Source organism: Xanthomonas massiliensis, from assembly GCF_900018785.1.
In the GTDB taxonomy this organism is placed as follows: domain Bacteria; phylum Pseudomonadota; class Gammaproteobacteria; order Xanthomonadales; family Xanthomonadaceae; genus Xanthomonas_B; species Xanthomonas_B massiliensis.
On record NZ_FCOY01000006.1, the window covers coordinates 1,291,775 to 1,317,966 of the forward strand.

A 26,192-nucleotide genomic window follows, 5' to 3' on the forward strand; every position below is an offset into this window, starting at 1 on the left:
GGGGATCTAAGGAAGAACGGGATGTCCCCGTTCCACTCATAGCCGACTGCCAATGAGCCTGCACCCCGTCATCGCCTCCGTCACCGAACGCATCCGCCAGCGCAGTGCCCCCTCGCGCGCGGCCTACCTGGCCGGCATCGACGAGGCCATTCGCCGCGGCCCCTCGCGCACGCGCCTGAGCTGCGGCAACCTGGCCCACGCCTTCGCCGCCTGCGGGCCCACCGACAAGGAACGCCTGCGCGGCGACGCCACGCCCAACCTGGGCATCGTCACCGCCTACAACGACATGCTCTCGGCGCACGAGCCGTACGAGGGCTATCCCGGGCTGATCCGCGAAACGGCGCGTGCGGTCGGCGCCACCGCCCAGGTCGCGGCGGGCGTGCCGGCGATGTGCGACGGCGTCACCCAGGGCCGTCCCGGCATGGAGATGTCGCTGTTCTCGCGCGACGTGATCGCCCAGGCCACCGCGATCGGCCTGAGCCACGACATGTTCGATGCCGCCGTGTACCTGGGCATCTGCGACAAGATCGTGCCCGGCCTGCTGATCGGCGCGCTGTCCTTCGGCCACCTGCCGGCGGTGTTCGTGCCGTCCGGGCCGATGCCCTCGGGCATCCCCAACAAGCAGAAGGCCGAGGTGCGCGAGCGTTACGCCGCCGGCGAGGCCAGCCGCGCCGAACTGCTGGCCGCCGAATCGGCGTCCTACCATGCCCCCGGCACCTGCACCTTCTACGGCACCGCCAACTCCAACCAGGTGCTGCTGGAGGCGATGGGCCTGCAGTTGCCCGGATCGTCCTTCGTGCATCCGGGCACGCCGCTGCGCGAGGCGCTGACCCGGGCCGCGGTCCACCGCGCGCTGGAGATGACCGCGCTGGGCCAGGACTACCGGCCCATCGGCTGGCTGGTGGACGAGCGCGCCATCGTCAACGCGATCGTCGCGCTGATGGCCACCGGCGGTTCCACCAACCACACCATCCACTGGATCGCGGTCGCCCGCGCCGCCGGCATCGTGCTGACCTGGAGCGACATGGACCGCCTCTCGCAGGTGGTGCCGCTGCTGGCACGCGTGTATCCCAACGGCGAGGCCGACGTGAACCGCTTCGCCGCCGCCGGCGGCACCCCGTTCGTGTTCCGCGAACTGATCGATGCCGGGCTGATGCACGAGGACCTGGCGACCATCGCCCCCGACGGCATGCGCGCCTTCGCCCGCGAGCCGCGCCTGCGCGAGGGCGTGCTGGGCTGGGAAACGCTGCCGGCCGAAAGCGGCGACGACAACGTGGTGCGCCCGGCGGCCAAGCCGTTCGAGGCGCAGGGCGGCCTGCGCCTGCTGCACGGCAACCTCGGCCGCGCGCTGATCAAGCTGTCGGCGGTCAAGCCGCAGTACCGCTTCATCGAGGCCCCGGCGGTGGTGGTCGATGCGCCGCAGGTGCTCAACAAGCTGCATGCCGCCGGCGCGCTGCCGCAGGATTTCGTCGCCGTGGTGCGCTACCAGGGCCCGCGCGCCGACGGCATGCCCGAACTGCATTCGCTGGCGCCGCTGCTGGGCCTGCTGCAGAACCAGGGCCGGCGCGTGGCGCTGGTCACCGACGGGCGCCTGTCCGGCGCCTCCGGCAAGATCCCCGCCGCCCTCCACGTCACCCCCGAGGCCGCCCGTGGCGGTCCGATCGCGCGCGTGCGCGAAGGCGACATCGTGCGCCTGGACGGCGAGGCCGGCACCCTCGAGGTTCTCGTCGATGCCGCCGAATGGGAGGCGCGTGCGCCGGCCCCCAACAGCGCGCCGGCCGGGACCGACCTGGGGCGTTCGCTGTTCGCCATCAACCGCCAGGTGGTCGGCCCGGCCGACCAGGGCGCGCTGTCGATCAGCTGCGGGCCGTCGCGCCCGGACGGCAGCCTGTGGGAATACGACGCCGAGTACGAGCTCGGCGGCGACGCCGCGGCCGCCGAGGCGCCGCACGAAACCAAGGACGCCTGAACGGACCACCCCGGGCACCGGCGTCCACGCCGTCCCGGCGGCCCCTGCCCGGCCTCTTCCGCCACCCACCGAGAACGCCATGACCATCGCCGAACACCAGAACAGGGCCGAAGCCCTGCTGCACGCCGCCGGCATCCTGCCGGTGGTCACCGTGGACACCGTCGACCAGGCCCGCCACGTCGCCGACGCCCTGCTCGAGGGCGGCCTGTCGACCATCGAGCTGACCCTGCGCACGCCGGTGGCGATCGAGGCGCTGGCCGCGCTCAAGCACGCCCTGCCGCAGGTGGCGATCGGCGCCGGCACCGTGCTCAGCGAATTGCAGCTGCTGCAGTCGGTGGACGCCGGCGCGGACTTCCTGGTCACGCCCGGCACCCCGGCGCCGCTGGCGCAACTGCTGGCCGACGCGCCGATCCCGGCGGTGCCCGGCGGCGCCACGCCGACCGAACTGCTGGCGCTGCAGGCGCTGGGCTTCCGCGTGTGCAAGCTGTTCCCGGCCTCGGCGGTGGGCGGCCTGGCCATGGTCAAGGGCCTGGCCGGCCCGTTGGCCGACCTGAAGCTGTGCCCGACCGGCGGCATCGGCGAGCACAATGCCGCCGACTACCTGGCCCAGCCGAACGTGGTCTGCATCGGCGGTTCGTGGATGGTGCCCCGGCACTGGCTGGCCGAGGGCCAGTGGGGCCAGGTCAGGCAGGCCGCGGCCGCGGCCGCGGCGCTGATCCGCGACGCGCGCGCGGGCTGATCCGCGACGCCGGCGGCCGGCACCGATACCGCCGCTCCTTGGGCGGCGGCCGGTCCCGCTCAACGGCCGGCGTCGGCCTTCAGCGCGGCCGCCGGCACGGTGATCTCCACCCGGGCCGGGACGTGGTCGATGTGCAGCTCGTTGCCCTGCCATGCCGCGTCCTGGCCGTCCACCTGGGCATCGCCGGGCGAGCCGGCGTATGGCCACGGCAACACCAGGCCCTGCGCCGGCATCGAGGTCAGGCCCTCGGCCACGGCCAGCACGAGCTTGCGGCCCTTGCGCTGCAGCCGGTAGTTGAGCGGGCCCCACGGCGTGCGCAGCCCTTCGATCGCCACCCCGTCGTCGTCGAACCAGCGTGCCGGCAGGCCGGCCGCCAGCACCAGCGCATCGCCGTCGCGTTCGTAGGCGAACATGTCCAGGGCCGAGCGCACGAAGTCCGAGGCCACCCAGGCGTGCGGCAGGTCGCCCAGGAAGAACGGCGTGCGCGGCGTGGCCGAGACCACCTCGGCCCACTGGTTCCAGGCCTGCGGCTGGCGGTCGGCGAGGAAGAACTGCGCCGCCTGCCAGGCCCGGTCGCGCCAGCCCAGGCGCACGAAGGCGCCGACGTTGCGCCATTCGTAGGGCGTGTAGTCCTTCCAGGGGCGGGTACCGTCGCGGCGCGCGGCGAACCCGTTCCAATAGCGTTCGAACGTGCCGTCCAGCAAGGCCGGCGGCAGGCGCGCCTGTTCGCCGCCCGGCACCAGCGCCACCGTCGTCGAGGTCGGATCGAAATCGCCCAGCTCGGCCGACCCGGGCACGTAGTCGATGCCATGGCCGGCCACCGCGGTGGCGATCGATGCTTCCAGGTCCTGGCGGAACTCGTCCAGCGCCATGGCGTAGGGTTCGACCAGTTCGGGCTGCTGCGCCTGGGCCAGGGCCACCGCGTCGCGATAGCCGGCCAGCGCCCAGAAATCGTCCCAGTACGCATGCATCGGCTTGGCCGAATAGCCCTCGTGGCTGATCGAGGCCGGCATCAGCCCGTAGAACGCCGGATCGCGGGCGCGGTTGGCCTCGGTGCGCTCGCTCTGGCGCAGCTGTTCCATGTAGTTCCAGGCGCCCTGCACGTGCGGCCACATCGACGCCAGGAACGCCTCGTCGCCGGTGTAGCGCCAGTACTCGGCCACCGCGTGGATCAGTTCGCCGTGGCTGTCGTTCTCGGGCACCGGATCGCTGCCGCGCTCGTCCACGCAGCACGGCACCATGCCGTTGCCGAACTGGAACGGCGCATACCAGGCCAGGTAGTCGCGCACCGCGTCCTCGCGCCCCAATCGCAGCAGGCCCTCGGAGATCATCGCGCCGTCGCGGATCCAGCTGCGCGCATAGGAACGCGTGCCCGGCTGCAGGCGCGGGCCGACCCGCGAGATCAGCATGTGCGCCAGCGCGGTGCGCAGCGTGTCGGCCAGCATCTGGCCCTCGGCCGGGACCTGCACGCGCACCCGGTCGAGCTTGTCGTGCCAGGACTGGGCCACCGCCTGCTGGGCGCGGGCGGCATCGAACCCCGCCGGGACCCCGGCCACGCCGGTCTGCGGCACCACCAGGTCCACCTCGCGGCTCTGCCCCGGCTCCAGGTGCCAGCGGTAAAGCAACGCGCCGGAGGCCAGCCCGGTGGCATCGTCCACCGCCGTGGTCGGGGGCACGTCGCCCTTGCGCGCCAGGTGCATGGCGTCCATCTCGCTGTCGAAGGCGGTGGCGAAGCCCGCGTCCGGCGCCTGCACCGCGAACACCCGCGGCTTGCCGTTGACGCTGACCCGGCCGCCCTCCACCGCCAGCTTGTCGATGCGGCTGATGCCGCCGACCGTATTGAGGAACTGGGTCGGCGGGTTGACCTGGAACGGCCGCACCGCCAGCGCCAGCACGTAGTCGCGCGCCTGCTTGCCGGGGTTGCTCAGGCGGTAGCGCGCGACCAGCTGGGCGTTGCCCGGCTGGCCCTGCACGAACGCGGTGACCTGCAGGCCGAAGGCGTCGTGGCTCCAGTCCACGCTGGGGATGGGCAGGTAGCCGTCCTGCAGGCGCTGGCCGGCCTTCACGTCGCTCCAGCCCACGCGCTTGCCGTCCACCACCACGAACGGCTCGATGCTGAAGCCGCCCTTGCCCACCTCGACCGCGCCATCTTCGCCGAGCAGGCCCTGGTCGAGCCCGCCGTCCAGGCCGACGATGGTCCAGTACGGCTGCTGGCCGCTGAACCCGCGCGGGAACGTGCCCGGCGCATTGAGTCGGGCGACCGAGGCGATGAAGTCGTTGGGCGTGTCGGCGAACTCCAGCGGCTGGATCGCGATTTCCTTGATGCCGTAGCGCCAGTTCGGCCCGTCGGCCAGATCGAAGCGCAGGTAGCGCGCCTCGGTGCCAGGCAGCGCCAGCCAGTCGGTGCCGCCGGCACCGGCGGTGACCTGGCGCAGGACCTTCCAGCCGCGCCCGTCGAGCGAGCCGCGCACCGCGTAGTGCGACGCCTCCAGCCCCGGCACCCACTGCACGATCGCCCCGCCCAGCTCGCGCACCCGGCCCAGGTCCAGCGTCACCGTCTGCTGGCGCACCCCGGCGCTGAGCCAGTAGCTGGCCGGGTTGCCGTCGGCGATGCGCTGCTCCAGCGCCGGCGCGGTATCGGTGCTGACCGTGGCCACGTACGGCGAATGGTCCTCGGCCGCGAGCGGACGCAGGGCGAGCTTGTCGAAGCAGACCGAGCCCTTGCCGCCCACCCGGTTGTAGACCGTGAACTCCACGTCCTGGCTGTCGCGCGGCACCGGGTCGGCACCCGGCCCCCAGGCCTTGCTGATCTGGCGCTTGCGGTAGTGCACCAGTGACCACTTGCGCGAGAAGGCGTACGCCGGGCGGTTCACCCACCACACGTTGTCGCCGCTGGCGTCGATGAGCTTGAACTGCAGGTCGTTGGCCGGCGAGGCGCCGCTGACCGCGAAGCTGAATTCGTAGTTGTCCGGGTAGTGGATCGGCAGCTTGCGGCGGATGCCGACGTAGCCGGACACGCCGTTGAAGTCGTAGTCCAGGCACAGGGCGCGGCCGCCGCCGATGCCGGCGACACTGCGCAGGCTGCCGCTGACCTGGGTGGAGGCCACGACCTGCCAGGCCGAGGCGTCGTCGAAGTCGTCCAGCAGCGCGGCGCGCGCCGGCGCCACCCCGCCCGTCAGCACCATGCCGGAAAGCAGCCACACCGCCAAACCGTAACGCATTCTTCCAACCTCAGTCCCATGGACCGGACATTCCGCCCGGATGCCTGCAAACGATGTGGCCGTCCCCTGCAGGACGACCGGCCGGTCGCCGGATGCGGGCGACTACCCTGAAACGTGCCGACGGCGGCCTCCCGGCACGATCTTCTCCTTCCTTACCGCCACGCCGGCGCGGCCGGGCCGCGGCATCCCTTCCCGCCGCCGTTCCACGCTTCCGGCCGGGCCCGGCGCGCACCGGGCCCGGTAGGCATCGCGGCCAGCGCCGATTGTGCCAGCCGCGGCGGCCTTGCGGTCCATGGCCACGCCGTCCCTGGCGCCGGCGATGGTCTTCCACGCCGGCGAGCAGGCCATCGCGGCGATGCGCGCCAACGATGCGCAGGCTCCCGGGCGTCCGAGGGGGCCGCCGTCCTCGCCTTCGCGTCGCAGGCTCCGGATACCATCCGGGCTGCCGGCCCGGCATGGGGCGTCGGGCCGACCGCGGCAGGAGTGGCAGTACCACCCGCGGCACGGGCCGGCGATGCGCGCCAATGATGCGCTGGCTCCCGGGCGTCCGAGGGGGCCGCCGTCGCCTTCGCGTCGCAGGCTCCGGATACTGTCCGGGCTGCCGGCCCGGCATGGGGCGTCGGGCCGACCGCGGCAGGAGTGGCAGTACCGCCCCGCGGCACGGGCGGGCGATGACCCTGGCCGGACGCCAGGACGTACGCGTGCCGGTACCACGCAAGCGCCGTGCCACCGGCATCGCACTGCCCTCCAGGACGCCACGTCACGGGATCCGGCGATCCCGGCCCGGACGTCCACGACCGGACGCTCCCAGCAACGCGAGCCCGCGCCCCGCAGGCGTCCTCGCCGCAGGTACCCTGCTGCCGTCCCGGTCGAGGCATCGCGCGCTTCGGCACATCTGGCCCGGCCATCGCTGGCCGGACGTTTGCAATCGCGCGGAGCGGTGCCACGCAAGCGTGCCTGCTCACCCCTTCACGCTGCCCAGCAGCAGGCCCTGGATGTAGTAGCGCTGCAGCAGCAGGAACAGCGCCAGCACCGGCAGCACGGTGACCACCGCGCCGGCCATCATCATCTCCACGTCCATGATGTGTTCGCGCGAGAGCGTGGCCAGGGCGACCGGCAGGGTGTAGTGGTCCTGGTCGGTGAGCACGATCAGCGGCCACATGAAATCGTTCCACGAGGCCATGAAAGTGAAGATCGCCAGGGTCACCAGTACCGGCTTGAGCATCGGCAGCACGATCTGGAAGAAGATGCGCAGCTCTCCCGCTCCGTCGATGCGCGCGGCCTCCAGCAGTTCGTCGGGGATGCTGCGCGCGTACTGGCGCACCAGGAAGATGCCGAACACCGTCGCCAACGCCGGCAGGATCACCCCGCCGAAGCTGTTGACCAGGTGCAGCTGCTTCATCAACAGGAACAGCGGCAGCATCGCCACCTGCGCCGGGATCACCAGCGCCCCGAGCAGGATCTGGAACAGGCGCTCGCGGCCGCGGAACGGCAGCTTGGCGAAGGCATAGCCGGCCAGCGTGTTGACCAGCAGCGAGCCCAGGGTGATGGCCACCGACACCAGCAGGCTGTTGGCGAAGTTGCCGGCCATGCCGGTGCGCGCCAGCAGCGCGTGGTAGTTCTCCAGCGTGGCGTGGGCCGGCAGCAGCGGCGGCGGGAAGCGGCTGGCCTCGCCCGGATGCATGAACGAGACCGCCACCATCCACAGCAGCGGGGCCACGCTCAACGCCGCCAGCGCCGCCAGGGCGCCGTTGATCCACCAGGCGGTCCAGCGCGACTGCCCCACTTCCCGGCTCATGAGGAACGCCCCGCGCGCCGGGAGGGACAGCACCGTTGCGAGGAACTCATACCAACCCCTTCCTGCGCCCCAGGCGCAGCATCACGCTGGTCACCGCGAGGATGATCAGGAACAGCAGGAACGCCACCGCCGAGGCGCGGCCCAGGCTCCACCACTTGAAGCCCTCGTCGAACATGAAATACAGCACGCTGACCGTGCTCTGCAGCGGATCGCCGCGGGTCATCACGTAGGGCTCGGCGAACAGCTGGAAATAGCCGGACACGGTGATCACCCCGACCACCAGCAGCACCGGTCCGAGCATCGGCAGGGTGATGTGCAGGAACTGCTGCCACTTGTTGGCGCCGTCGATGCGCGCGGCCTCGTACAGGTCCTGCGGGATGGCCTGCAGGCCGGCCAGCAGGATCACCATGTTGTAGCCGAAGTTCTTCCATACCGCGAACAGGATGATGGTCGGCATCGCCCAGTGCGGATCGCCGAGCCAGTCCACCGGTCCCAGCCCGAGGTGGCCCAGCGCCCAGTTCACCAGGCCGTAGCTGGTGTGGAACAGGTAGCGCCAGATCACCGCCACGGCCACCAGCGTGGTCACCACCGGGGCGAACAGCGCAGTACGGAACAGCGCGCGCAGGCGCGCGGCCGGCGCATTGAGCAACATGGCCGCGCACAGCGACACCGCGATGGACAGCGGCACGCCGACCACGACGAAGTACAGCGTGTTGCCCAGCGACTTCCAGAACAGCGGGGTGCGCAGCAGGTCCAGGTAGTTGCCGAGGGCGACGAAGCGCAGGTGGTGCAGGTCGGCCAGCGCGTACAGGTCGAAGTCGGTCAGGCTGAGCAGCAGCGCGGCCAGCACCGGCAGGCCGAAGAACAGGCCCAGCACCAGCAGCGCCGGCGCGGCGAACACCCAGCCGGCGAGCGAGGAGGTCTTCATGGCATGCCGCCTTCCAGGCTGCCGCCGCGGTGTTCGTGTTCCCAGATCCAGCGCCGCTTGGCCAGGATCTCGTCGACCTGCCCGTCCAGCTGCTTCACCGCCGCGTCCTGCGGCAGCCCGCCCCGCACCACCTGCTCGGTGACGATGCGCATCTGCTGGGCGATGCGCTCCCACTCCAGCACCTTGGGCGTGGGCTTGACCCGCTCGAGCTGGTCGCGGAAGGCCGCCGCCAGTGCATCGTCCTGCAGCTGGCGCGACTGCCAGGTGCTGCGCCGCGGCGGCAGGTCGCCGATCAGCGCGTGGAAGCGCGCCTGCACCGCCGGCCGCGAGAGGTATTCGATCAGCTTCCAGGCCTGCGGCTTGAGCCGGGACTTGCGGAACATCACCAGGCTGGTGCCCCCGGCGATGCCCGCCCCCGGCCCGTCCGGCCCAGGCAGCGGCGCGGTGGCCCACTGCCCTTCCAGCGCGGCCGGCTGCACCTTGCGGAACTCGCGGATGTTCCATGGCCCGGAAATGTAGAACGCATAGAACCCGTTGAAGAACTCGTCCCAGACGTTGGAGATCTGGGTCTCGGACATCTTCGGCGCCCAGCCCTGCTCGAACGCGTTGGCATAGAAGCCCAGCGCCTTGCGGAAGCCGGGGCTCTCGAAGTTGCCGCGGGTGTCGTGGTCGCGCAGCAGCGGATCGGGCTGCTGCAGGGCGAAGGACAGCTGCGGCTCGAACTCGTTGAGCGGCATCAGCAGCGCGTAGCGCTTCGGACCGACCTCGCGCTTGATCGCCGCCATCTGCCGTTCCCACTCGGCCCAGGTGCGCGGCGGGTGGCGATAGCCGGCCTTGCGCAGGATGTCCTTGCGGTAGAACAGCAGGCGGGTATCCACGTACCAGGGGATGCCGACCACCTCGCCGTCGATCACGCTGGTATCCCAGATGCCCGGGAAGTAGTCCGACGGATCCACCGCGCCGGCGGAGCCGTCGATGTAGGGCTGCAGCGGCTCCAGCGTGTCCAGCGCGGCGAACTCGGGGATCCAGGTGTTGCCGAGCTGGCACAGGTCCGGCAGCGCGTCGGCGGCGAAGGCGGTGAGCAGCTTCTCGTGCGCGGCCGTCCACGGGATGTTCTGCACCTCCACGCGGATGTCCGGGTTCTCGCGCTCGAAATCGGGCAGCAGCTGGCCGACCACCTCGGCCTCGCGGCCCATCGCCCAGAAGCGCACGGTGGCCTGCGGACGGTCGCCGCAGCCGGCCAGGCCGGCGACGGCCAGCAGCGCCAGGCACGGGCCCAGCCACCGGTAGCGCCGCATCTTCATTCGGGACGCTGCTGGCGGCGCACGGCGGGATCCTCCTGGCCCTGCGCGGCGGCCGCGCGCGATTCGGCGATGCCGATCGCGCGCGCGGCGGCGGCCTGGGCGTCGCGGCTCGGCGGCGGCGGCTCCTCGCCCTCCGGCGTCAGCCAGCCGCCGGTGAAGCCGGCCCGCTCCAGCCCGCGGCGGATGTACTTGTTCTTCTTCATCACGTTCCAGACGAACTCGTCGCGGTAGTTGGCGATCATCGTCAGGATCGGCCCCTGGTCGATGGCGATGTAGTCGCTGGACACCCAGCCCTTGCCCGGCACCGTGCGCCCGGTCTTGAGCGGGATGTCGTAGTCGAAGCTGGGATTGAACGAATCGAGGAAGCCGTAGCTGGAATACAGGTAGTCGCCGTAGCGCTTGTGCATCTCCTGCACCGCCGGGATCACCACCTCCGGCGCGAACGGCAGCGAGCCCAGCGCCGCGGTCGGGGCCAGGGTGCCGTCGTCGAAGTTCTCGCGCAGGCCCGCCCCGCGCGAGGAATAGTGGCGGAACTGGCGCAGCTCGCCCTTGTATTCCTGCTCGGTGTTCTGCGGCCCGTCGCTGGCGGTGAGGCCCCACACGTTCTCGCCGTAGTCGCGCCACTTCAGCGGGTTGTCGATGGCGTAGTCGCGCTGGGCCAGGGTGGCGCGGCGGCTGTTGAGGAAGTAGTCGATGCCGCGCTCGCGCATGTACTGGTCCTGGATGTCGCGGAAATCGATCCAGACATGGCTGTACTGGTGGCCGAACATCGGCCCGAAGGACAGGTATTCCTGGCCCTCGTACACGCCCCAGTCGTTGTTGTAGGTGCGCGTCCACACCGTCCAGGCGTCGGGATCGACCGGGTGGGTCGGCGAGCCCAGCGCCAGCACGTAGAGCATCATCGCCTCGTTGTAGCCCATCCAGTCGTGGGCGATGAAGCCGCTCTCCGGGAACCAGCCCATCGAGATCAGCGGCTTGCGCTGCTGCAGCCAGGGCCATTCCACGCGCCGGTAGAGGGCGTCGGCGATGCTGCGGATCTCCTTCTCCTGCGCGGTGTCGCCGTCGTAGTAGGACTGGGCGAACAGCACGCCCATCATCAGCAGCGCGGTGTCCACGCTGGACAGCTCCACCCAGCTGTCGTAGCGGCGCCCGTCCTGCATGTCCAGGAAATGGTAGTAGAAGCCGTGGAACCCGGCCCGGCCGGTGCGTTGCGGGCCCATCGGCAGGTCGCGCAGGAAGCGCAGCGTGGTCAGGGTGCGGTCGATCGCCTGGCTGCGGCTGATCCAGTCGTTCTCGATGCCGATCGGATAGGCGGTCAGCGCGAAGCCGACCGAGGCGACGCTGGCGAACGGCCGCGACGGGTAGCGGTCCGGGGTCAGGCCATTGACCTCGTTGGTGGTGTCCCAGAAGAACTGGAAGGTCCGGCGCTCGATGTCGGCGAACAACGGCGGCAGTTCCGGCTTGACCGGCCGCGGCGGCAACTGCGCTTCCATCAGGATCACCTTGGGGGCCTCTGTTCTGGCCGGTTGTTCCGGCTGGCGGCATGCGGCCAGCCCCAGGGCCAGTCCCAATACCCCTATCCATCTCGTCTGCCGTTGCGTGAGCGGCCTCATGAATCCCTGCCTGGAATCGATTACATGGAACGATCGAAAGAAGGGCCGTGCCGGCCCCTTCCGCGCGGTCCGGCCACCCTCGCGGGTGGCCGGCCGATGCCGGGTACGCTCAGAACCTGAAGCCTACCTCGACCTTGACCTGGCGCGGCACGCCGACGATGTCGCCGGTGGTGTTGTAGCTGGCCAGCAGCCTGCCGTTGTCGTCCACGTAGTTGATGTCCGCGTAGTTCTCGAAATTGAACACGTTGAGGATGTCCAGGCGCGCATACAGGGTGGTCTCGCCCGGCAGGGCGAATTCCTTGGTGGCCTGCAGGTCCACCGAGCGGTAGCCCCACACCTTGCCGCCCACCAGGAAGCGGCCGCTGCCGCCCGGGTAGGCGCCGGCGGGCATCGCCGCCGGTGCGTTGGTGCCGGTCGGGTCGATCGACACCACGCTGTTGCCCGCCGTCGGCGTGGCCAGGGTCAGCTTGCCGCCGAAGGTGATGCCCCACGGGCCGGCGTACGAGCCGGTGAGCACCAGGCGATGGCGCGGCGCGGCGTTGGACTTGATGAAGGGATAGTCCTGGATGGTCTCGGCGTCGAACGAGTAATGCTCGTTGACGTCGCGGTTCTGGCGCGCGTTGGTCCAGGTATAGGCCGCCGAGGCGCCCCAGCCGGACTCCTTGGTGAACGGCTTCTGCGCCGACAGCAGTACCTGGGTGGTGCGGGTCTTGATGCCGTTGTTGCCCAGGATCAGGCTGCCGAAGCCCGGCAGGCCGCAGCCCCAGGGCTGGCCGTAGTAATCGTCGCTGGTACCGGCCAGGCTGGAATCGCACAGCGAGGCCTGGTCCCAGAAGCTGCCGTTCGGGTAGCGGTTGCCCAGGGTGAAGGCGAAGCCGTCGTAGCTGAGCACGCGGCTCACGGTCACGTCGGTCAGCCAGTCGCCCATCTGGTTGGACATGCCCAGGCTGAACTGGTCCGAATACGGGACCTTCAGGTTGTTGTTGAGCATGTCGACCTCGGTGCCGGCGTTGGAGGCCGGGCCGACCAGCGCCTGCAGGGCCGCCAGGCCGCCGGTCAGGTAGGCCGGATCCCAGTCGTAGCACGGCGAGGCGCCGCGGTAGCACGAGCCGGTATCCGGATCGCGGAAGTTCACCGTCACCTGCGGCAGCGCGGACTTGGTGGTCTCCAGCTGCAGGTAGTCGAACAGGTCGCGGTCGTAGGCGCGTCCCGCGCCGCCGTGGACCACGTGCTGCTCGTCGGCGTTGATGTCGTAGGAGAAGCCCAGGCGCGGCTGCCAGGCGTCCTTGAACGCATGGCGATTGTGGCCGGTGCTGATGTAGTCGTTGACGTTCACCCCGCCCAGCGCCAGCGACTGCGCATAGGTCTGCCCGGCCGGTCCGTTCGGATCCTGGCTGTTGAGCGCGTCGATCACATTCTGCGGGGTCACGAAGTTCAGGTACGCCGGGTTCTTCTCGTAGTCCCAGCGCAGGCCGATGTTGAGCATCAGGTGGTCGTTGACCTGCCAGTCGTCCTGGATGAACAGGCCCCACTGCTTGGCGCTGGTCTTCACGCTGGGTGCCAGCCCGCCGATGCCGTTGACCGGCTTGGTGAAGAACGCCTTGTACGGGGTATCGCTGCCGAAGCTGTCGTTGTCCAGCGAATAGTAGAACTGCGGGTTGATGTCCAGCGCATCGGCCGCGTACAGGTCGATGTCCTTGTACTTGGCACCCATCTTGATGGTGTGGTCGCCCTTCCACTGGAACGAGTCGAAGGTGATGTTGTTCTCGAGCGACCAGCCCTTCTGGCCCTTGGTCTGCGCGGCCAGCGGCGAACCGCCCTCGATCGCGACGATGGTGGCGTCGTCGCTCGCGGTGGGCGTGGTGTAGACGTAGCCGTTGCCGTAGGTCACCGGCACCGGGTTGTTGAACGAATCCTCGTGGGTGAGGATCGTCTCATTGTACCAGCGGTCGGCGCTGTGGTTCCAGCGCAGCGCGTAGCGCTTGTCGTAGTTGTCGGTGGTGGTGCCGTGCGAGGCGGCATCGGTATCGCCGAAATTCGCCTGGTGCTCGTTGCGGTACTGGTAGGACAGCTCGAAGCGGTCGGCGTCGGTCGGCTCCCAGTCGATCTTGCCGAAGGCCAGGTCCTGCTTGAACGACTGGCTGCCCGCGCCCAGCTGCGCGGCGGCGTCGGCCGGCAGCGCCGACACCGCGCCTGCGGCGTTGCCGTCGGGGGAGACCGTGGTCGGCAGGTCGAAGCGCTTGGCCTCGTAGGTCAGGAAGAAGTGCATGCGGTCCTGGACGATCGGGCCGCCCACCGCGAAGCCGTATTCCTTCTCCTGCGAGGAGGCCTTGTCCGCGCCCGGCTGCTTCTCGGCCGGCGTCGGCGAGCGCATGTCCTCGTCGGTGTAGCGGTAGAACGCCTCGCCGTGGAACTCGTTGGTGCCGGACTTGGTCGCCGCGGTCACCGCCGCGCTGGAGATCTGGCCGTACTCGGCCTTGTAGTTGGAGGTGATGACCTTGTATTCGCCGATCGCCAGCTGCGGGAACGGGTTGCCCGCGCTGCCGAACTGGCCGGCCACGCCGCCTTCCTTGACGTAGCTCTTCTGGCCGACGCCGTCGATGTAGACGTTGGTGGAGCTGGTGTTCTGCGCACCGCCGCGCAGGGAGGTGTTGCCCTTGGCGTCCCGGGTGAAGATCATGCCCGGCACCGCGTCGGCGAACTCCAGGAAGTTGCGCGAGACCTGCGGCACGGTCTGGATCTGCTGCAGCGAGATCGTCTTGGCCACCTCGGAGGTGCGCACCTCCTGCAGCACCGGCGCGGTCACGGTGACCGTGTCCAGGGTCTTGGCCGGCCCCGCCGGGGCTTGCGCGGACGTGCCGCCGCCCAGGTCCAGGTTGGTGGTGGAGGCCACCGTCAGGGTCACCGTCTGCGAAACGCCGTTGGCCACGACCGTATAGGTGCCCGGATCCAGGCCGATCAGCGAATAGCTGCCGTCCTCGCGGGTGGTGGTGCGGCGCACCGAACCGGTCGCCACGTTGGTGGCCACCACCTCGGTGCCGGCCTGGGCCTGGGCCACCTGGCCGCGCAGGTTGGCGTTGGCCGACTGGGCCATCACCTCCCCGGCCGCACCGATCAGCAGGCAGCTGGCCAGGGCGCAGGTGAGCAGTTTGCGTGCCGGATGGCGGCGCGGATGCTGGTTGTCGTTGGAAGTCATGTGCAATCCCCCTCCCAGGGGTGATGGTGTCGTCATAAGGGGTCGGTACCGCGCGCGGCACCTCGGGTGGGTACGCCGGTGGATTCGCGCACGACCAGCTCGGGCACCAGCTCCTGGCGGAATCCATCCGCCGGCGCGCCCGAATCGATCTGCGCCACCAGGCGCGAGGCGGCCTTGCGGCCGAGTTCGGCAATGCTGACCCGCATCGTGGTCAGCGCGGGATGGACGAAGCGCGCCAGCGGGATGTCGTCGAATCCCGCCAGGGCGATCTGCTCGGGCACGCGCAGGCCGGCCTGGGTGAAGGCATACAGGCAGCCCAGCGCCATCATGTCGTTGGCGGCGAACACCGCCTGCGGCAACGCGCCGGAGGCCAGCAGCGCCTGCCCGGCGCGGTGGCCGGCGGCCTCGTCGAAGTCGCCCTCGAGCACGCGCGTGGCGATGCCCGGGCCGTGCGCGGCGATGGCATCGCGGAAGCCGCGCAGGCGCTCGCCCGCGTCGTAGTTGGAGGCCGGGCCGGAAATGAAGGCGATGTCGCGGTAGCCGCGCCCGAGCAGGTGCTCGGTCATCGCCACGGCCCCGGCGTGGTCGTCGATGTTGAGCACCGCGTGGGCGTCGTCGGCCGGCATGCGCGTGTTGACCAGCACCGCCGGCACATCGGCGGGCAGGTTGGCGGCCAGCCACCCCGGGCTCTCCACGTAGGGCGAAAGCACCAGCAACCCGTCCACGCGGCCGCGCATGGACTGCAGCGCCAGCACCTGGGCCTGGGGATCACCGTGGTAGCTGGACACCAGCAGGTGGCGGTCCTGCTGGCGCGCCACGGCATCGATGCCGCGGATCAGCTCGGAGAAGAACTCGCCGTGCAGGTCCGGCAGGACCACGCCCAGGGTCTGGGTGCGGCGGCTGCTCAGGCTGCGCGCGGCGGCGTTGGGCGAGTAGTGCAGCTGGCGCGCGGCCTCGACCACGCGTTCGCGGACCGGCTCGGCCACGTTGTGCCGGCCGTTGAGCGCGCGCGAGACGGTGGCCACGGAAACCCCGGCCAGCCGCGCGACGTCACGGATGGTGATCGAACCCTTCGCCACCGAGCCGCCCTCCACGGTCGAGACGCCAGTCCACCTGATGACGGACTGTAACCGATTCCACGCGCAAGGCGATATGCGTCACGGGGTGGCCTTTGCACGCACGTTGGCAGGACACTTCGACGTCATCCCATGACCGCCGGAACCAAAACGCGCGCAATTTAACACGTTGCCAACACTTGAAGCGTGTTCGTCACACGCATGCAACCTGGCGCCTTACTCGCCCGGGGCCTGCGCCCGGATCGCCAGGGCATGGATGTCGCGCTGCATCATCTCGCCCAGCGCCGCATAGACCGCACGATGGCGCGCCAATGGCGCCATGCCGGCGAAGGCGGGACTGACGACGGTCACGCTGAAATGGCCGCGGCCATCGCGCGCGCCGGCATGGCCGGCGTGCTTGTGGCTGTCGTCCACCACTTCCAGCCGCGATGGCGAGAACGCCGCCTGCAATGCCTGGCGGATGCGCTCGACGCGGCTCCCGGCCTCGGGGCGGCTCACGGCAATGTCTTGCGGAACGGGCGCACGTCCACGCGCGCGTAGACGCCGGCGGCCACGTACGGGTCCTGCGCGGCCCACGCGCGTGCCTGCTCGAGCGAATCGAACTCGGCGATCACCACGCTGCCGCTGAATCCGGCCGGGCCCGGGTCCTCGGCGTCGATCGCCGGACACGGGCCGGCCACCAGCAGCCGCCCCGCATCGACCAGCGCCTGCAACCGCGCCAGGTGCGCCGCGCGCGCCTGCAGGCGCGCGGCCAGCACGTCCTGTCCGTCGAACCCCTCGATCACGTACCACATGCAAGCCTCCGCAAGGCATCACCACAAGATGAAGGCGATTCTAAACGCCGCTGGACACCGGCCACAGCCGCGCATTACTCTAGCCCGCAATCCCGCGCGACCCGGAATGCAGCGGCCCGTCGGCCCGGCGCGAAGCCCCGCCCGACGCCCGATTCGCTGCCCCCGCCTCCCGCGTCGCGAGACGACCTCTTCGCCGTTCCCCGTGCCCGCATGCCGTGCAGGCCACGATCGCAGTTGACTTGCATGCCCGCCCGCGCGCGGGATGCCCGGATACCGAGCCGGGCCGGCGGCCCCGCCGGCAGGCGACCGCCCGGCCACCGCACCACCTGACGCCCCAATCGATGACCTCCGAGCTCGCGCACGCCGCGAATCCGCCAACCGGGAGCCAACACGCCCCACAGCAGCAGGAGATGCCGCTGGCGGTGGTGCATGGCCAGCCGCTGCTGCAGGTGCCGCAGGACCTGTACATCCCGCCGGATGCGCTGGAAGTGATCCTGGACGCCTTCGAGGGCCCGCTGGACCTGCTGCTGTACCTGATCCGGCGGCAGAACCTGGACATCCTCGACATCCCCGTGGCCGAGATCACCCGGCAGTACGTCGACTACATCAACGTGATGCAGGAACTGCGCTTCGAGCTGGCGGCCGAGTATCTGGTGATGGCCGCGATCCTGGCCGAGATCAAGTCGCGCATGCTGCTGCCGCGGCCGCCGGCCGAGGAAGGCGTGGAGGACGACCCGCGCGCGGACCTGGTGCGGCGCCTGCAGGAATACGAGCGCTTCAAGCAGGCCGCCGAGGACCTGGACGCCCTGCCCCGGCTGGATCGCGACACCGTCGCGGCGACCGCCTTCGTGCCGGACCGCTCCACCATCCGCCTGCCGCCGCCGGTGGAACTCAAGGAGATGCTGCTGGCCCTGCACGACGTGCTCAAGCGCGCCGAGCTGTTCAGCGGCCACGCGATCAAGCGCGAGGCGCTGAGCGTGCGCCAGCGCATGGGCGAGGTGCTGGGGCGGCTGGGCGATGGCGCCTTCCACCGCTTCGAGAGCCTGTTCACCGCCGAGGAAGGCCGCCTCGGCGTGCTGGTCACCTTCCTGGCCATGCTGGAGCTGGCCAAGGAACAGTTGCTGGACCTGGTGCAGGAAGCGCCGCTGGCGCCGATCTACGTCAAGTCGCTGGCGCTGAACAACACCAACGAACCGCTGCAGTTCTCCAGCGAGTTCGACGAGGACGGCGGCGATGCCGCCGCCGAGCCCGCCTGACCCGGACCTGCGCATGGATTCGAGCCTGATCGCCCCGATCGTGGAAGCCGCCCTCCTCGCCTCCAGCCAGCCGCTGACGGTGGCGCAGCTGTACGAGCTGTTCCCCGAGGAGGCCCCGGCGCCGCCGGGCAGCATCGAGCAGGCGCTGGAACAGCTGCGCGAGGCCTGCGCCGAGCGCGGCGTGGAGCTGGTCGAGGTCGCCTCCGGCTTCCGTTTCCAGGTCAAGGCCGCGGTGCATCCGTGGGTGGCGCGGCTGTGGACCGAGCGCCGCACCAAGTACACCCGCGCCACCCTGGAGACGCTGGCGCTGATCGCCTACCGCCAGCCGATCACCCGCGGCGAGATCGAGCAGGTGCGCGGCGTGGCGGTGAGCAGCAACATCATCCAGGCACTGGAAGAACGCGAGTGGATCCGCGTGGTCGGCCACCGCGACGTGCCCGGCCGGCCGGCGCTGTTCGGCACCACCAAGGCGTTCCTGGACTACTTCGGCCTCCGGCGCCTGGACGACCTGCCGCCGCTGTCCGAGCTGAAGGACTTCGGCGAGCTGGAACCGCAGCTGCCGCTGGAACGCGACGCTCCGGACCCCGCCGCCCTCGCGCCGGTCGCCGTCCCCCTCCCCGATCCGGGCATGCCGCCAGCGGCGGCCGGCCCCGACGACTCTCCCGCCGCCGCGGATATCCCGCAGGCCGGTACCGAACCTTCCCCGGCGCCCGAGGGCGCCGACCACCCAGAGGCCGCTGCCGACGCACCGGCCGGAGCACATGTAGATGAGTGACACCCCCCGCAAGCTGTCGTTGAACAAGCTCTCGCTCAAGCACGACGCCCCCGAGCACCCGCGCCTGGAAGAGCGCCTGCACAAGGTCCTGGCGCAGGCCGGCCTGGGCTCGCGCCGCGCGCTGGAGCAGCGCATCGCCGACGGCCTGGTCAAGGTCAACGGCGAGACCGCCCAGACCGGCATGTCCGTCAAGAGCGGCGATCGCATCGAGCTGGACGGCAAGACCTTCGTGGCCAGCGCGCTGAGCGAGCCGGCGCGCGTGCTGGTCTACAACAAGCCCGAGGGCGAGGTGACCACCCGCGAGGACCCGGAGGGCCGCCCGACCGTGTTCGACGCCCTGCCCGCGCTCAAGGGCGCGCGCTGGATCGCCATCGGCCGCCTGGACATCAACACCACCGGCCTGCTGCTGCTCACCACCGACGGCGAGCTGGCCAACGCGATGATGCATCCCTCCTTCGAGATCGAGCGCGAGTACGTGGTGCGGGTGCGGGCCCCGGAAGGCCAGGAGCACGTTCCCGACGCCGTGGTCGATCGCCTCGCCCGCGGCGTGGCACTGGAGGACGGCCCGGCCAAGTTCGACGAGATCGAGAAGATCGGCGGCACCGACTCGCACGACTGGTTCCAGGTGACCGTCAAGGAAGGCCGCAACCGCGAGGTGCGCCGCCTGTGGGAATCGCAGGGCTGCCAGGTCAGCCGCCTCAAGCGCACCCGCTACGGCACGGTGGCGCTGCCGCGCGAGCTGCTGCGCGGGCATTCGGCCGAACTGCCGCCCGCCCAGGTCGAGGCCCTGCGCAAGGAGCTGAACCTGGAGGAAGGCACGCCCTCGGCGCTGACCCTGCAGCCGGTGATCGGCCAGCGCCGCGCCGCGCGCACCACCGTGCGCGTCGGCCGCGACGGCGGCCAGGCCACGGCCTACGTCAACGGCCACAACACCGCCGACGAAGGCCGCGAGTTGCGCCGCTTCGACAACGTGCGCGAGGACCGCGGCCGGGGCCGCGGCAAGGGCGGCTTCAAGGGCGGCCTGACCGTGACCGGCGAGGCCGCGGCCAAGCAGTCGCAGAAGCCGTTCAAGCAGCGCAAGCAGAAGGGCGACCGCTCCCTGCCCGAGGGCAACCCCGCCGCATTCCGCAGCTGGTACGTGCCCGAAGGCGTGAGCACCGGCCCGAGCGGGCACCGCAATGCCGGCCCGGGCGGCCAGGCACGCAAGCCCAAGGGCCCCGGTACCGGCCGGCCCGGGCAGGCGCCACGGGGGGCCGGCGGCGGCCAGGGCCAGGGACAGGGGCAAGGACAGCGCAAGCACCCGTACGGGCACCCGGGCAACGCGCCGAGCTTCCCGTCGGATCACGCCACGCCCGGCTTCAGCCCCTACGGCACGCCGCGGCCGGCGGGCAACCGCCGCGGTCCGGGCGGCCAGAACGCCGCGCCGGGCGGCGGCAACCGGCGCGGGCCTGGGGGCGGTGCCGGACGCCCGGCCGGCGGCGGCAACCGCCGGGGGCCCGGTGGCAATGCCGGCCCGGGCGGCAACCGCCGCGGCCGCTGACCGGATCGGAGGCACGGATGGATGAGGAAGCGGGAGCGCGGCCCATGCCGCGCTCCCGCTTCCGTTTGGGCTGGCCGGCCCGGGCCGCGCGCCGACGGAGCGCCGGCGGGACTCAGCGCCGCGTCAGGGTGAAGGCGCTCACGTCCACGCCCAGGTCGACGCCGGCACCGGTGCCGGCCAGCGCCAGCGAGATGTCGCCCTTGGTCAGCACCTGCGCCGCGCTGGACTTGACCACGCCGGCATGCGCACCGGCCGCGGCATAGGTGCCGAGCAGGTCGTTGCCGCCGCGCGAGCCGCTGAAGCGGCCGTGGCCATCGACGATCTTCGACTTGCCCACGGTCAGGCCGCCGCCGCGCACGCGGATGTTCACCGGGATGCGCGCGCCGTTGTCGCAGACGATGGTGCCGGCGCCCTTGGCGCTCTTGTAGAAGACCGACCATCCGGAAAGGTTGAAGTGCAGGTCGCAGCCGACATTGCCCGCGGCGGCGGCGGAAGCGGCCGGGGCGGCCAGCGACAGCGCCAGGACGGTGGCGGCGGTGAGGAAAACGCGCATGGCAGGAATCTCCTTGTGGACCGCCGGCACGCTAGCAAGTGCCCCGTGAACTGGCCAGCATCCGCCGGCGCCCTCGTTCAGGCCGCGGTACGGCGGGCCTGGTCCGCTTCAAATTCCGGCCCGGCGCGGGCATGTACCGCTTCGCCCTTGCCGGGGGAAAAGGCAGGGAAGACAGGGCCAGGCGCAATCGCCTCCGCCCTGCCCGGCACGGCGTCAGAGCCGGGCCAGCCGCGCGATGGCCGCGTCCGGGGTCTCTCGCTCCCGGCGAAGCGCAGGCGCACCGGGCGCGGGTCCGCGGCGGCCGCGCTGGCCTGGGTACCGCAGGCCAGCGGGCGACGACGCGGGAAGGCACGGCAGGCACGCGCAAGCCGGGCCGCCGCGGATGTGCGGCCCTGCCCGGGGGAGCGAGCGCCGCCGGCCGGGCGCCGGCTCGTGCGCAAGACGCCTCAGCGCAGCTCGAACGCGTCCGCGTCGAGCATCGCCGGGAAGCGCGCGCGGTGGTCGGCCAGCGCCGCGGCGCTGATCGTGGTGGTGGCCACCTGCTCGCGCCCGTGGAGCTCGACCTGGTGCTGGCCGAGGAAATCGATCACCGCGCTGTCGCCGGCATAGTGCAGGCCGTTGCCATCGACGCCGGCGCGGTTGACCGCCGCGACGAAGCACAGGTTCTCGATCGCGCGCGCGCGCAGCAGCGTCCTCCACGCATGGGCCCGTGCCGACGGCCAGTTGGCGACGAAGACCTGCAGATCGAAATCCAGGCCGCCGCGGCGCTCCACGTCGTAGCGGTTGCGGCAGAACACCGGGAAGCGCAGGTCGTAGCAGACCTGCGGATTGATCCGCCAGCCCTTCCATTCCACCGTCAGGCGCCCGTCGCCGGCGGCGTAGCGCTCGTGCTCGCCGGCATAGCGGAACAGGTGGCGCTTGTCGTAGTGGCGCACCTGCCCGTCCGGCGTGGCGAACAGCAGGCGGTTGAACACCCCGCCCTCGACGCGCAGCTGCACGCTGCCGGTCACCGCCGCGCCCAGGCCCGCGGCCTGCTCGCGGATCCAGGCCACGGTCGGCCCGTCCATGCCTTCGGCACGGTCGATGGCGTCGTTGGAGAAGCCGCTGGTGAAGGTCTCCGGCAGCACCACCAGGTCGGTCGCGCCGGCCAGCGGAGCCAGCAGCGCGCCGTAGTGCACGCGGTTGCCGGCCGGGTCGTGCCAGCGGGTATCGCCCTGGACGAGGGAAACGCGCAGGTCTTGCATGGCGGGCTCGGGAACGGGAAGGAGGAAGGCAGGAAAGACAGGGCCAGGCGCAACCGCCGCCTGCGCCCTGCCCGGGGCGGGGTCAGAGCCTGACCAGCCGTTCGATGGCCGCGTCCAGGGTCTCGTCGCTCTTGGCGAAGCACAGGCGCACCAGGCGCTGGTCCCGCGGCGGCTGCGCATAGAACGGCGACAGCGGGATCGAGGCCACGCCATGCACGCACGTGAGCCACATGGCGAACTCGGTGTCCGGCAGATCGCTGACCGCGGAATAGTCCACCAGCTGGAAATAGCCGCCGGCCACCGGCAGCGGCGCGAGCCGTGTCGCCAGCAACTGCTCGCGGAAGCGGTCGCGACGGGCCTGGTAGAACACGCCCAGCTGCTCGTAGTGCTCCGGCTCGGCCTCGAGCATCGCCGCGAAGGCGTACTGGGCCGGGCCGAAGCTGGTGAACACGTTGTACTGGTGGACCTTGCGGAACTCCGCGCTCAGCGCCGGCGGCGCGATCACGTAGCCGATCTTCCAGCCGGTGCAGTGGTAGGTCTTGCCGAAGCTGGAGACCACGAAGGCGCGCTCGCGCAGTTCCGGGTGGCGCAGCACCGATTCGTGGCGGTGCCCGTCGTAGACGATGTGCTCGTAGACCTCGTCGGACAGCACGAAGATGTCGGTGCCGCGCAGGATGTCGGCCAGCGCGGTCAGGTCGTCGGCCGAGAGCGTCGCCCCGGACGGGTTGTGCGGGCTGTTGATGACCAGCAGGCGCGTGCGCGGGCCGATGGCGGCCTGCACCTTGCCCCAGTCCACGGCGAAGCTCGACGGATCCAGCGGCACGTGCACGGCGACCGCCCCGGCCAGGTCGATGGCCGGCTCGTAGCTGTCGTAGGCCGGGTCCAGCACGATGACCTCCTCGCCCGGGCGCACCACCGCGTGGATGGCGTCGAACAGCGCCTCGGTGGCGCCGCTGGTCACGGTGATCTCGGTGTCCGGGTCGACCTCGGCGCCGTACACGCGCAGCGACTTGCCGGCGATCGCCTTGCGCAGGGCGGCCACGCCGGTCATCGGCGGGTACTGGTTGTGGCCGGCGCGCATGGCCCGGTCCAGTTCCTCGACCAGCCGCGCCGGTACCGGGAAGTCCGGGAAGCCCTGCCCCAGGTTGACCGCGCCGTGCTCGGCGGCCAGTTGCGACATGACGGTGAAGATGGTCGTGCCCACCTTGGGCAGCTTGGTTTGGGGTTGCATCGGCGCGGGGGCTTCGGGTTCGATCCGCCAGTTTACGCATTGCGGCCGGCGGCGGCGGGCGCGCGCCCGCAAATCAGCGTTCCCGCCGTGCCCGCGGAACGACGGGCCGATACAATGGCCGCCTTTCCAGCCCGCTCCACGCGCCCGCCGGCGCCGCCCGATGAACGACCCCCTGTCCTCCGCCCCGCCGCTGCTGTGCGCACGCGGGCTGGCCTATTCGCGCAACGACGAGGCCGTGTTCGGCCCGCTGGACTTCCACGTCGATGCCGGCGAGGCCCTGCTGGTGCAGGGCGGCAACGGCGCCGGCAAGACCACCTTGCTGCGCGTGCTGGCCGGCCTGCTTCACCACGAGGCCGGCGCGGTGGAGATCGACGGCAGGGCCGCCACCCGCGGCGAGCGCCAGCGCTACCTGGCCTACCTGGGCCACCTGCCGGCGCTCAAGGCCGACCTGACCACCTTGGAGAACCTGCATTTCATGTGCGGGCTGCACGGCCGCCGGCCGCGGCAGATGCCCGGCGGCGCGCTGGCGATCGTCGGCCTGGCCGGCTACGAGGAGACCCAGCTGCGGGCGCTATCGGCCGGTCAGAAGAAGCGCCTCGGCCTGGCCCGGCTGTGGCTCTCGCCGGCGCCGCTGTGGCTGCTCGACGAGCCCTACGCGAACCTGGACCTGGAGGGCATCACTCTGGTCAACCGCATGATCTCGGCGCACCTGCGCGGCGGCGGCGCCGCGCTGGTCACCACCCATGGCGCCTATGCCGCCCCGCCGGTGCGCACCCGCCTGCTGACCCTGGAGGCGGCGGCATGAGCATCCCCGCCACCACGCCCTCGCTGTGGCAGGCCACCCGCGCCCTCGTCGTCCAGGATCTGCGCCTGGTCTGGCGGCGCCGCGGCGACGCCCTGCAGCCGCTGCTGTTCGCGCTGCTGGTCGTGACCCTGTTCGCCCTGGCCCTGGGCCGCGAGCCGCGCCAGCTGGCGGCGGTGGCGCCGGCGGTACTGTGGGTGGCCGCGCTGCTGGCCGGGCTGATGGCCCTGGACTCGCTGTTCCGCGGCGATGCCGAGGACGGCTCGCTGGAGCAATGGCTGCTGGCGCCGGTGCCGCTGGCCTGGCTGGTGCTGGTCCGGGTGCTGCTGCACTGGGCCCTGACCTGCGTGCCGCTGATCGTGGCCACGCCGCTGCTCGGCGAGCTGCTGCACCTGCCGCACGACCAGTTGCCGGTGCTGCTGGCCTCGCTGGCGCTGGGCACGCCGATCCTGAATCTGCTCGGCGCGGTGGTCGCCGCGCTGACAGTCGGCACGCGGCGCTCTGGTATCCTCGTCGCGCTGCTGGCCTTGCCGCTGTACGTGCCGGTGCTGGTGTTCGGTGCGGGCAGCGTGGCCGCGGCCGCGCAGGGGCTGGATGCCTCCGGCGCGCTGCTCCTGCTGGCGGCGGGCCTGGTCCTCGCCCTGGTGCTGGCACCGCTGGCCACCGCCGCGGCGATCCGCATCTCGCTCAGTTGAGGCATCCTGCACACCGGCTTCGCCATCGCCACGCCCTACCGAATGAATCCCCTCGTCCGCTGGTTCCACATGCTCGGCTCGCCGCCGTACTTCGACCGTTTCGCGGCGCGCTGGGCCCCGTGGCTGTACGCGGTGGCGCTGGTGCTGGCCGGCCTGGGGCTGTGGCAGGCGCTGTTCGTGGTGCCGGCCGACTACCAGCAGGGCGATGCCTTCCGCATCCTCTACATCCACGTGCCCAGCGCCTGGATGAGCATGTTCGTGTTCGGCGCGATGGCGCTGCTGTCGGCGATCGCCCTGGTCTGGCGCATCAAGCTGTGCGAGATCCTGGCCATGGCCTGCGCGCCGATCGGCGCGGCCTTCACCCTGGTCACGCTGCTCACCGGCAGCATCTGGGGCCGGCCGATGTGGGGCACCTGGTGGGACTGGGACCCGCGCCTGACCACCGAGCTGATCCTGCTGTTCCTGTACCTGGGCGTGATCGGCCTGTACCAGGTGATCGACGACCGCCGCAACGCCGCGCGCGCGGCCGGCCTGCTGGCGATCGTCGGCGTGGCGCTGCTGCCGGTGATCCACTGGTCGGTGGTGTGGTGGAACTCCCTGCACCAGGGCCAGACCATCCGCCTGTTCGGCCGTTCGAGCATGGACGCGAGCATGATCGCGCCGCTGTGGCTGATGGTGCTGGCGACCAAGTTCTGGTTCGGCGGCTCGCTGCTCACCCGCGCCCGCGCCGACAACCTGCGCCGCGAGGGCGGCAAGGACTGGGTGGCGCGCCTGGCCGGCGGAGACGCGCCATGAGCTACCTGCCCTACCTGGTCGGCGCCTACGCCGTGTTCGTGCTCGTGCTCGGCTGGGATTTCCTCGCCGGCCGCCGCCAGGTGCGCCGCGCCTTGCTGGCCGCGCGCCAGCGTGCGCGGCGGCCCCGCGGCCGCCCTGCCGCGCCGGCCGATTCGGAGCTGGTGCGATGAACCCGCAACGCCGGCGCCGGCTGGTGCTCATCGTCGTGCTGGTGCTCGCCGCCGGACTGGCCACCGCGCTGGTGGCGCTGGCCCTGCAACGCAACGTGGCCTACCTGTACACCCCTTCGGAAGTGCTGCACGGCCAGGCCGGCGCGAGCGCCCGCTTCCGCCTCGGCGGCATGGTCGAGAAGGGCTCGTTCCAGCGCGCGCGCGGCTCGCTGCAGGCGCATTTCCGCGTCACCGACGGCGACGCCCAGCTGCCGGTGGTCTACGACAAGATCCTGCCGGACCTGTTCCGCGAGGGCCAGGCGGTGATCGCCACCGGCCACCTGGAAGGCGGCACTTTCGTCGCCGACGAAGTGCTCGCCAAGCACGACGAGACCTACATGCCCAAGGAAGTGGCCGACAAGATGGGCGCGGCGCACCGCAAGCACGACGTGCCGGTGCCCACCGCCGCGGCGGTGCCATGATCCATCGCCGGACGAGGGCCGCGGGACGACCG

21 protein-coding genes and 1 pseudogene are annotated in these 26,192 nt (G+C 71.2%); 10 read left to right on the forward strand and 12 right to left on the reverse strand.

The window, feature by feature from the left end:
* The first annotated feature begins 52 nt into the window (after positions 1-52).
* Together edd and eda are read left to right on the forward strand one after the other, a co-directional pair.
* The gene (gene edd / locus BN3794_RS08780) at positions 53-1,969 is read left to right on the forward strand and encodes a phosphogluconate dehydratase (protein WP_066096174.1); all 1,917 of its coding nucleotides are present in this window, start codon (positions 53-55) and stop codon (positions 1,967-1,969) included.
* A gap of 79 nt (positions 1,970-2,048) precedes the next feature.
* Positions 2,049-2,708, forward strand: a complete 660-nt coding sequence (gene eda, locus BN3794_RS08785) for a bifunctional 4-hydroxy-2-oxoglutarate aldolase/2-dehydro-3-deoxy-phosphogluconate aldolase (RefSeq protein WP_066096178.1) — start codon at positions 2,049-2,051, stop codon at positions 2,706-2,708.
* A 59-nt stretch (positions 2,709-2,767) separates the two neighbouring features.
* Here the strand turns inward: eda and BN3794_RS08790 are convergent, their stop codons facing one another.
* The 9 genes from BN3794_RS08790 to BN3794_RS08830 form a co-directional block, all read right to left on the reverse strand.
* Positions 2,768-5,893, reverse strand: coding sequence for a discoidin domain-containing protein (locus BN3794_RS08790; RefSeq protein ID WP_066097190.1), 3,126 nt, complete (start codon positions 5,891-5,893; stop codon positions 2,768-2,770).
* A gap of 997 nt (positions 5,894-6,890) precedes the next feature.
* Positions 6,891-7,727, reverse strand: a complete 837-nt coding sequence (locus BN3794_RS08795) for a carbohydrate ABC transporter permease (RefSeq protein WP_066096181.1) — start codon at positions 7,725-7,727, stop codon at positions 6,891-6,893.
* Between the two features lie 46 nt (positions 7,728-7,773).
* A complete protein-coding gene (locus BN3794_RS08800; RefSeq protein WP_066096184.1) occupies positions 7,774-8,655 on the reverse strand; it encodes a carbohydrate ABC transporter permease in 882 nt (293 codons plus the stop codon).
* A complete protein-coding gene (locus tag BN3794_RS08805; protein WP_066097192.1) occupies positions 8,652-9,953 on the reverse strand; it encodes a sugar ABC transporter substrate-binding protein in 1,302 nt (433 codons plus the stop codon). Before BN3794_RS08805 ends, BN3794_RS08800 begins: the two co-directional genes overlap by 4 nt.
* A gap of 2 nt (positions 9,954-9,955) precedes the next feature.
* A complete protein-coding gene (locus BN3794_RS08810; protein WP_066096186.1) occupies positions 9,956-11,572 on the reverse strand; it encodes a glucoamylase family protein in 1,617 nt (538 codons plus the stop codon).
* Between the two features lie 109 nt (positions 11,573-11,681).
* A complete protein-coding gene (locus BN3794_RS08815) occupies positions 11,682-14,768 on the reverse strand; it encodes a TonB-dependent receptor (RefSeq protein WP_066096189.1) in 3,087 nt (1,028 codons plus the stop codon).
* Positions 14,769-14,800: 32 nt separating this feature from the next.
* Positions 14,801-15,847: a LacI family DNA-binding transcriptional regulator gene (locus tag BN3794_RS08820; protein ID WP_066097194.1), complete on the reverse strand. Its 1,047-nt coding sequence runs from the start codon at positions 15,845-15,847 to the stop codon at positions 14,801-14,803.
* Between the two features lie 213 nt (positions 15,848-16,060).
* Positions 16,061-16,342: a BolA family protein gene (locus tag BN3794_RS08825; RefSeq protein ID WP_066096192.1), complete on the reverse strand. Its 282-nt coding sequence runs from the start codon at positions 16,340-16,342 to the stop codon at positions 16,061-16,063.
* On the reverse strand, positions 16,339-16,638 hold the full coding sequence (locus BN3794_RS08830; RefSeq protein WP_066096195.1) for a YciI family protein: 300 nt from the start codon (positions 16,636-16,638) through the stop codon (positions 16,339-16,341). The genes BN3794_RS08825 and BN3794_RS08830 overlap by 4 nt, the downstream gene beginning before the upstream one ends.
* A gap of 341 nt (positions 16,639-16,979) precedes the next feature.
* On the opposite strand from BN3794_RS08830, the gene BN3794_RS08835 reads away from it, so the two are divergent.
* The 3 genes and pseudogenes from BN3794_RS08835 (at position 16,980) to rluB (ending at position 20,209) form a co-directional block, all read left to right on the forward strand.
* Positions 16,980-17,894 (forward strand): segregation and condensation protein A, encoded by a 915-nt coding sequence (locus BN3794_RS08835; protein ID WP_066096197.1) that lies wholly within the window; start codon positions 16,980-16,982, stop codon positions 17,892-17,894.
* 13 nt (positions 17,895-17,907) lie between these two features.
* Positions 17,908-18,469, forward strand: a pseudogene (scpB, locus tag BN3794_RS08840) (SMC-Scp complex subunit ScpB); the annotation flags it as partial.
* A gap of 192 nt (positions 18,470-18,661) precedes the next feature.
* Entirely contained in the window at positions 18,662-20,209 is a 1,548-nt protein-coding gene (rluB, locus tag BN3794_RS08845; RefSeq protein WP_066096202.1) for a 23S rRNA pseudouridine(2605) synthase RluB, read from the forward strand.
* Positions 20,210-20,321: 112 nt separating this feature from the next.
* Here rluB and BN3794_RS08850 read toward each other — a convergent pair whose 3' ends face one another.
* The 3 genes from BN3794_RS08850 to BN3794_RS08860 form a co-directional block, all read right to left on the reverse strand.
* A complete protein-coding gene (locus BN3794_RS08850; RefSeq protein WP_066096205.1) occupies positions 20,322-20,762 on the reverse strand; it encodes a hypothetical protein in 441 nt (146 codons plus the stop codon).
* Positions 20,763-21,208: 446 nt separating this feature from the next.
* Positions 21,209-22,006, reverse strand: a complete 798-nt coding sequence (locus tag BN3794_RS08855; RefSeq protein ID WP_066096208.1) for an amidohydrolase — start codon at positions 22,004-22,006, stop codon at positions 21,209-21,211.
* An 82-nt stretch (positions 22,007-22,088) separates the two neighbouring features.
* Positions 22,089-23,237: a pyridoxal phosphate-dependent aminotransferase gene (locus BN3794_RS08860; RefSeq protein WP_066096211.1), complete on the reverse strand. Its 1,149-nt coding sequence runs from the start codon at positions 23,235-23,237 to the stop codon at positions 22,089-22,091.
* A 160-nt stretch (positions 23,238-23,397) separates the two neighbouring features.
* Here BN3794_RS08860 and ccmA point away from each other — a divergent pair, with 160 nt between their 5' ends.
* The 5 genes from ccmA to ccmE are packed head-to-tail and all read left to right on the forward strand — an operon-like array spanning position 23,398 to position 26,160.
* Positions 23,398-24,042: a heme ABC exporter ATP-binding protein CcmA gene (ccmA, locus tag BN3794_RS08865; protein ID WP_066096214.1), complete on the forward strand. Its 645-nt coding sequence runs from the start codon at positions 23,398-23,400 to the stop codon at positions 24,040-24,042.
* A complete protein-coding gene (gene ccmB, locus BN3794_RS08870) occupies positions 24,039-24,734 on the forward strand; it encodes a heme exporter protein CcmB (RefSeq protein ID WP_066096216.1) in 696 nt (231 codons plus the stop codon). Before ccmA ends, ccmB begins: the two co-directional genes overlap by 4 nt.
* 42 nt (positions 24,735-24,776) lie before the next feature.
* Entirely contained in the window at positions 24,777-25,529 is a 753-nt protein-coding gene (locus BN3794_RS08875) for a heme ABC transporter permease (protein ID WP_066096219.1), read from the forward strand.
* Positions 25,526-25,699: a heme exporter protein CcmD gene (gene ccmD, locus BN3794_RS15920; RefSeq protein WP_078059667.1), complete on the forward strand. Its 174-nt coding sequence runs from the start codon at positions 25,526-25,528 to the stop codon at positions 25,697-25,699. The genes BN3794_RS08875 and ccmD overlap by 4 nt, the downstream gene beginning before the upstream one ends.
* On the forward strand, positions 25,696-26,160 hold the full coding sequence (gene ccmE / locus BN3794_RS08880; RefSeq protein WP_066096222.1) for a cytochrome c maturation protein CcmE: 465 nt from the start codon (positions 25,696-25,698) through the stop codon (positions 26,158-26,160). The genes ccmD and ccmE overlap by 4 nt, the downstream gene beginning before the upstream one ends.
* Positions 26,161-26,192: the final 32 nt, after the last annotated feature.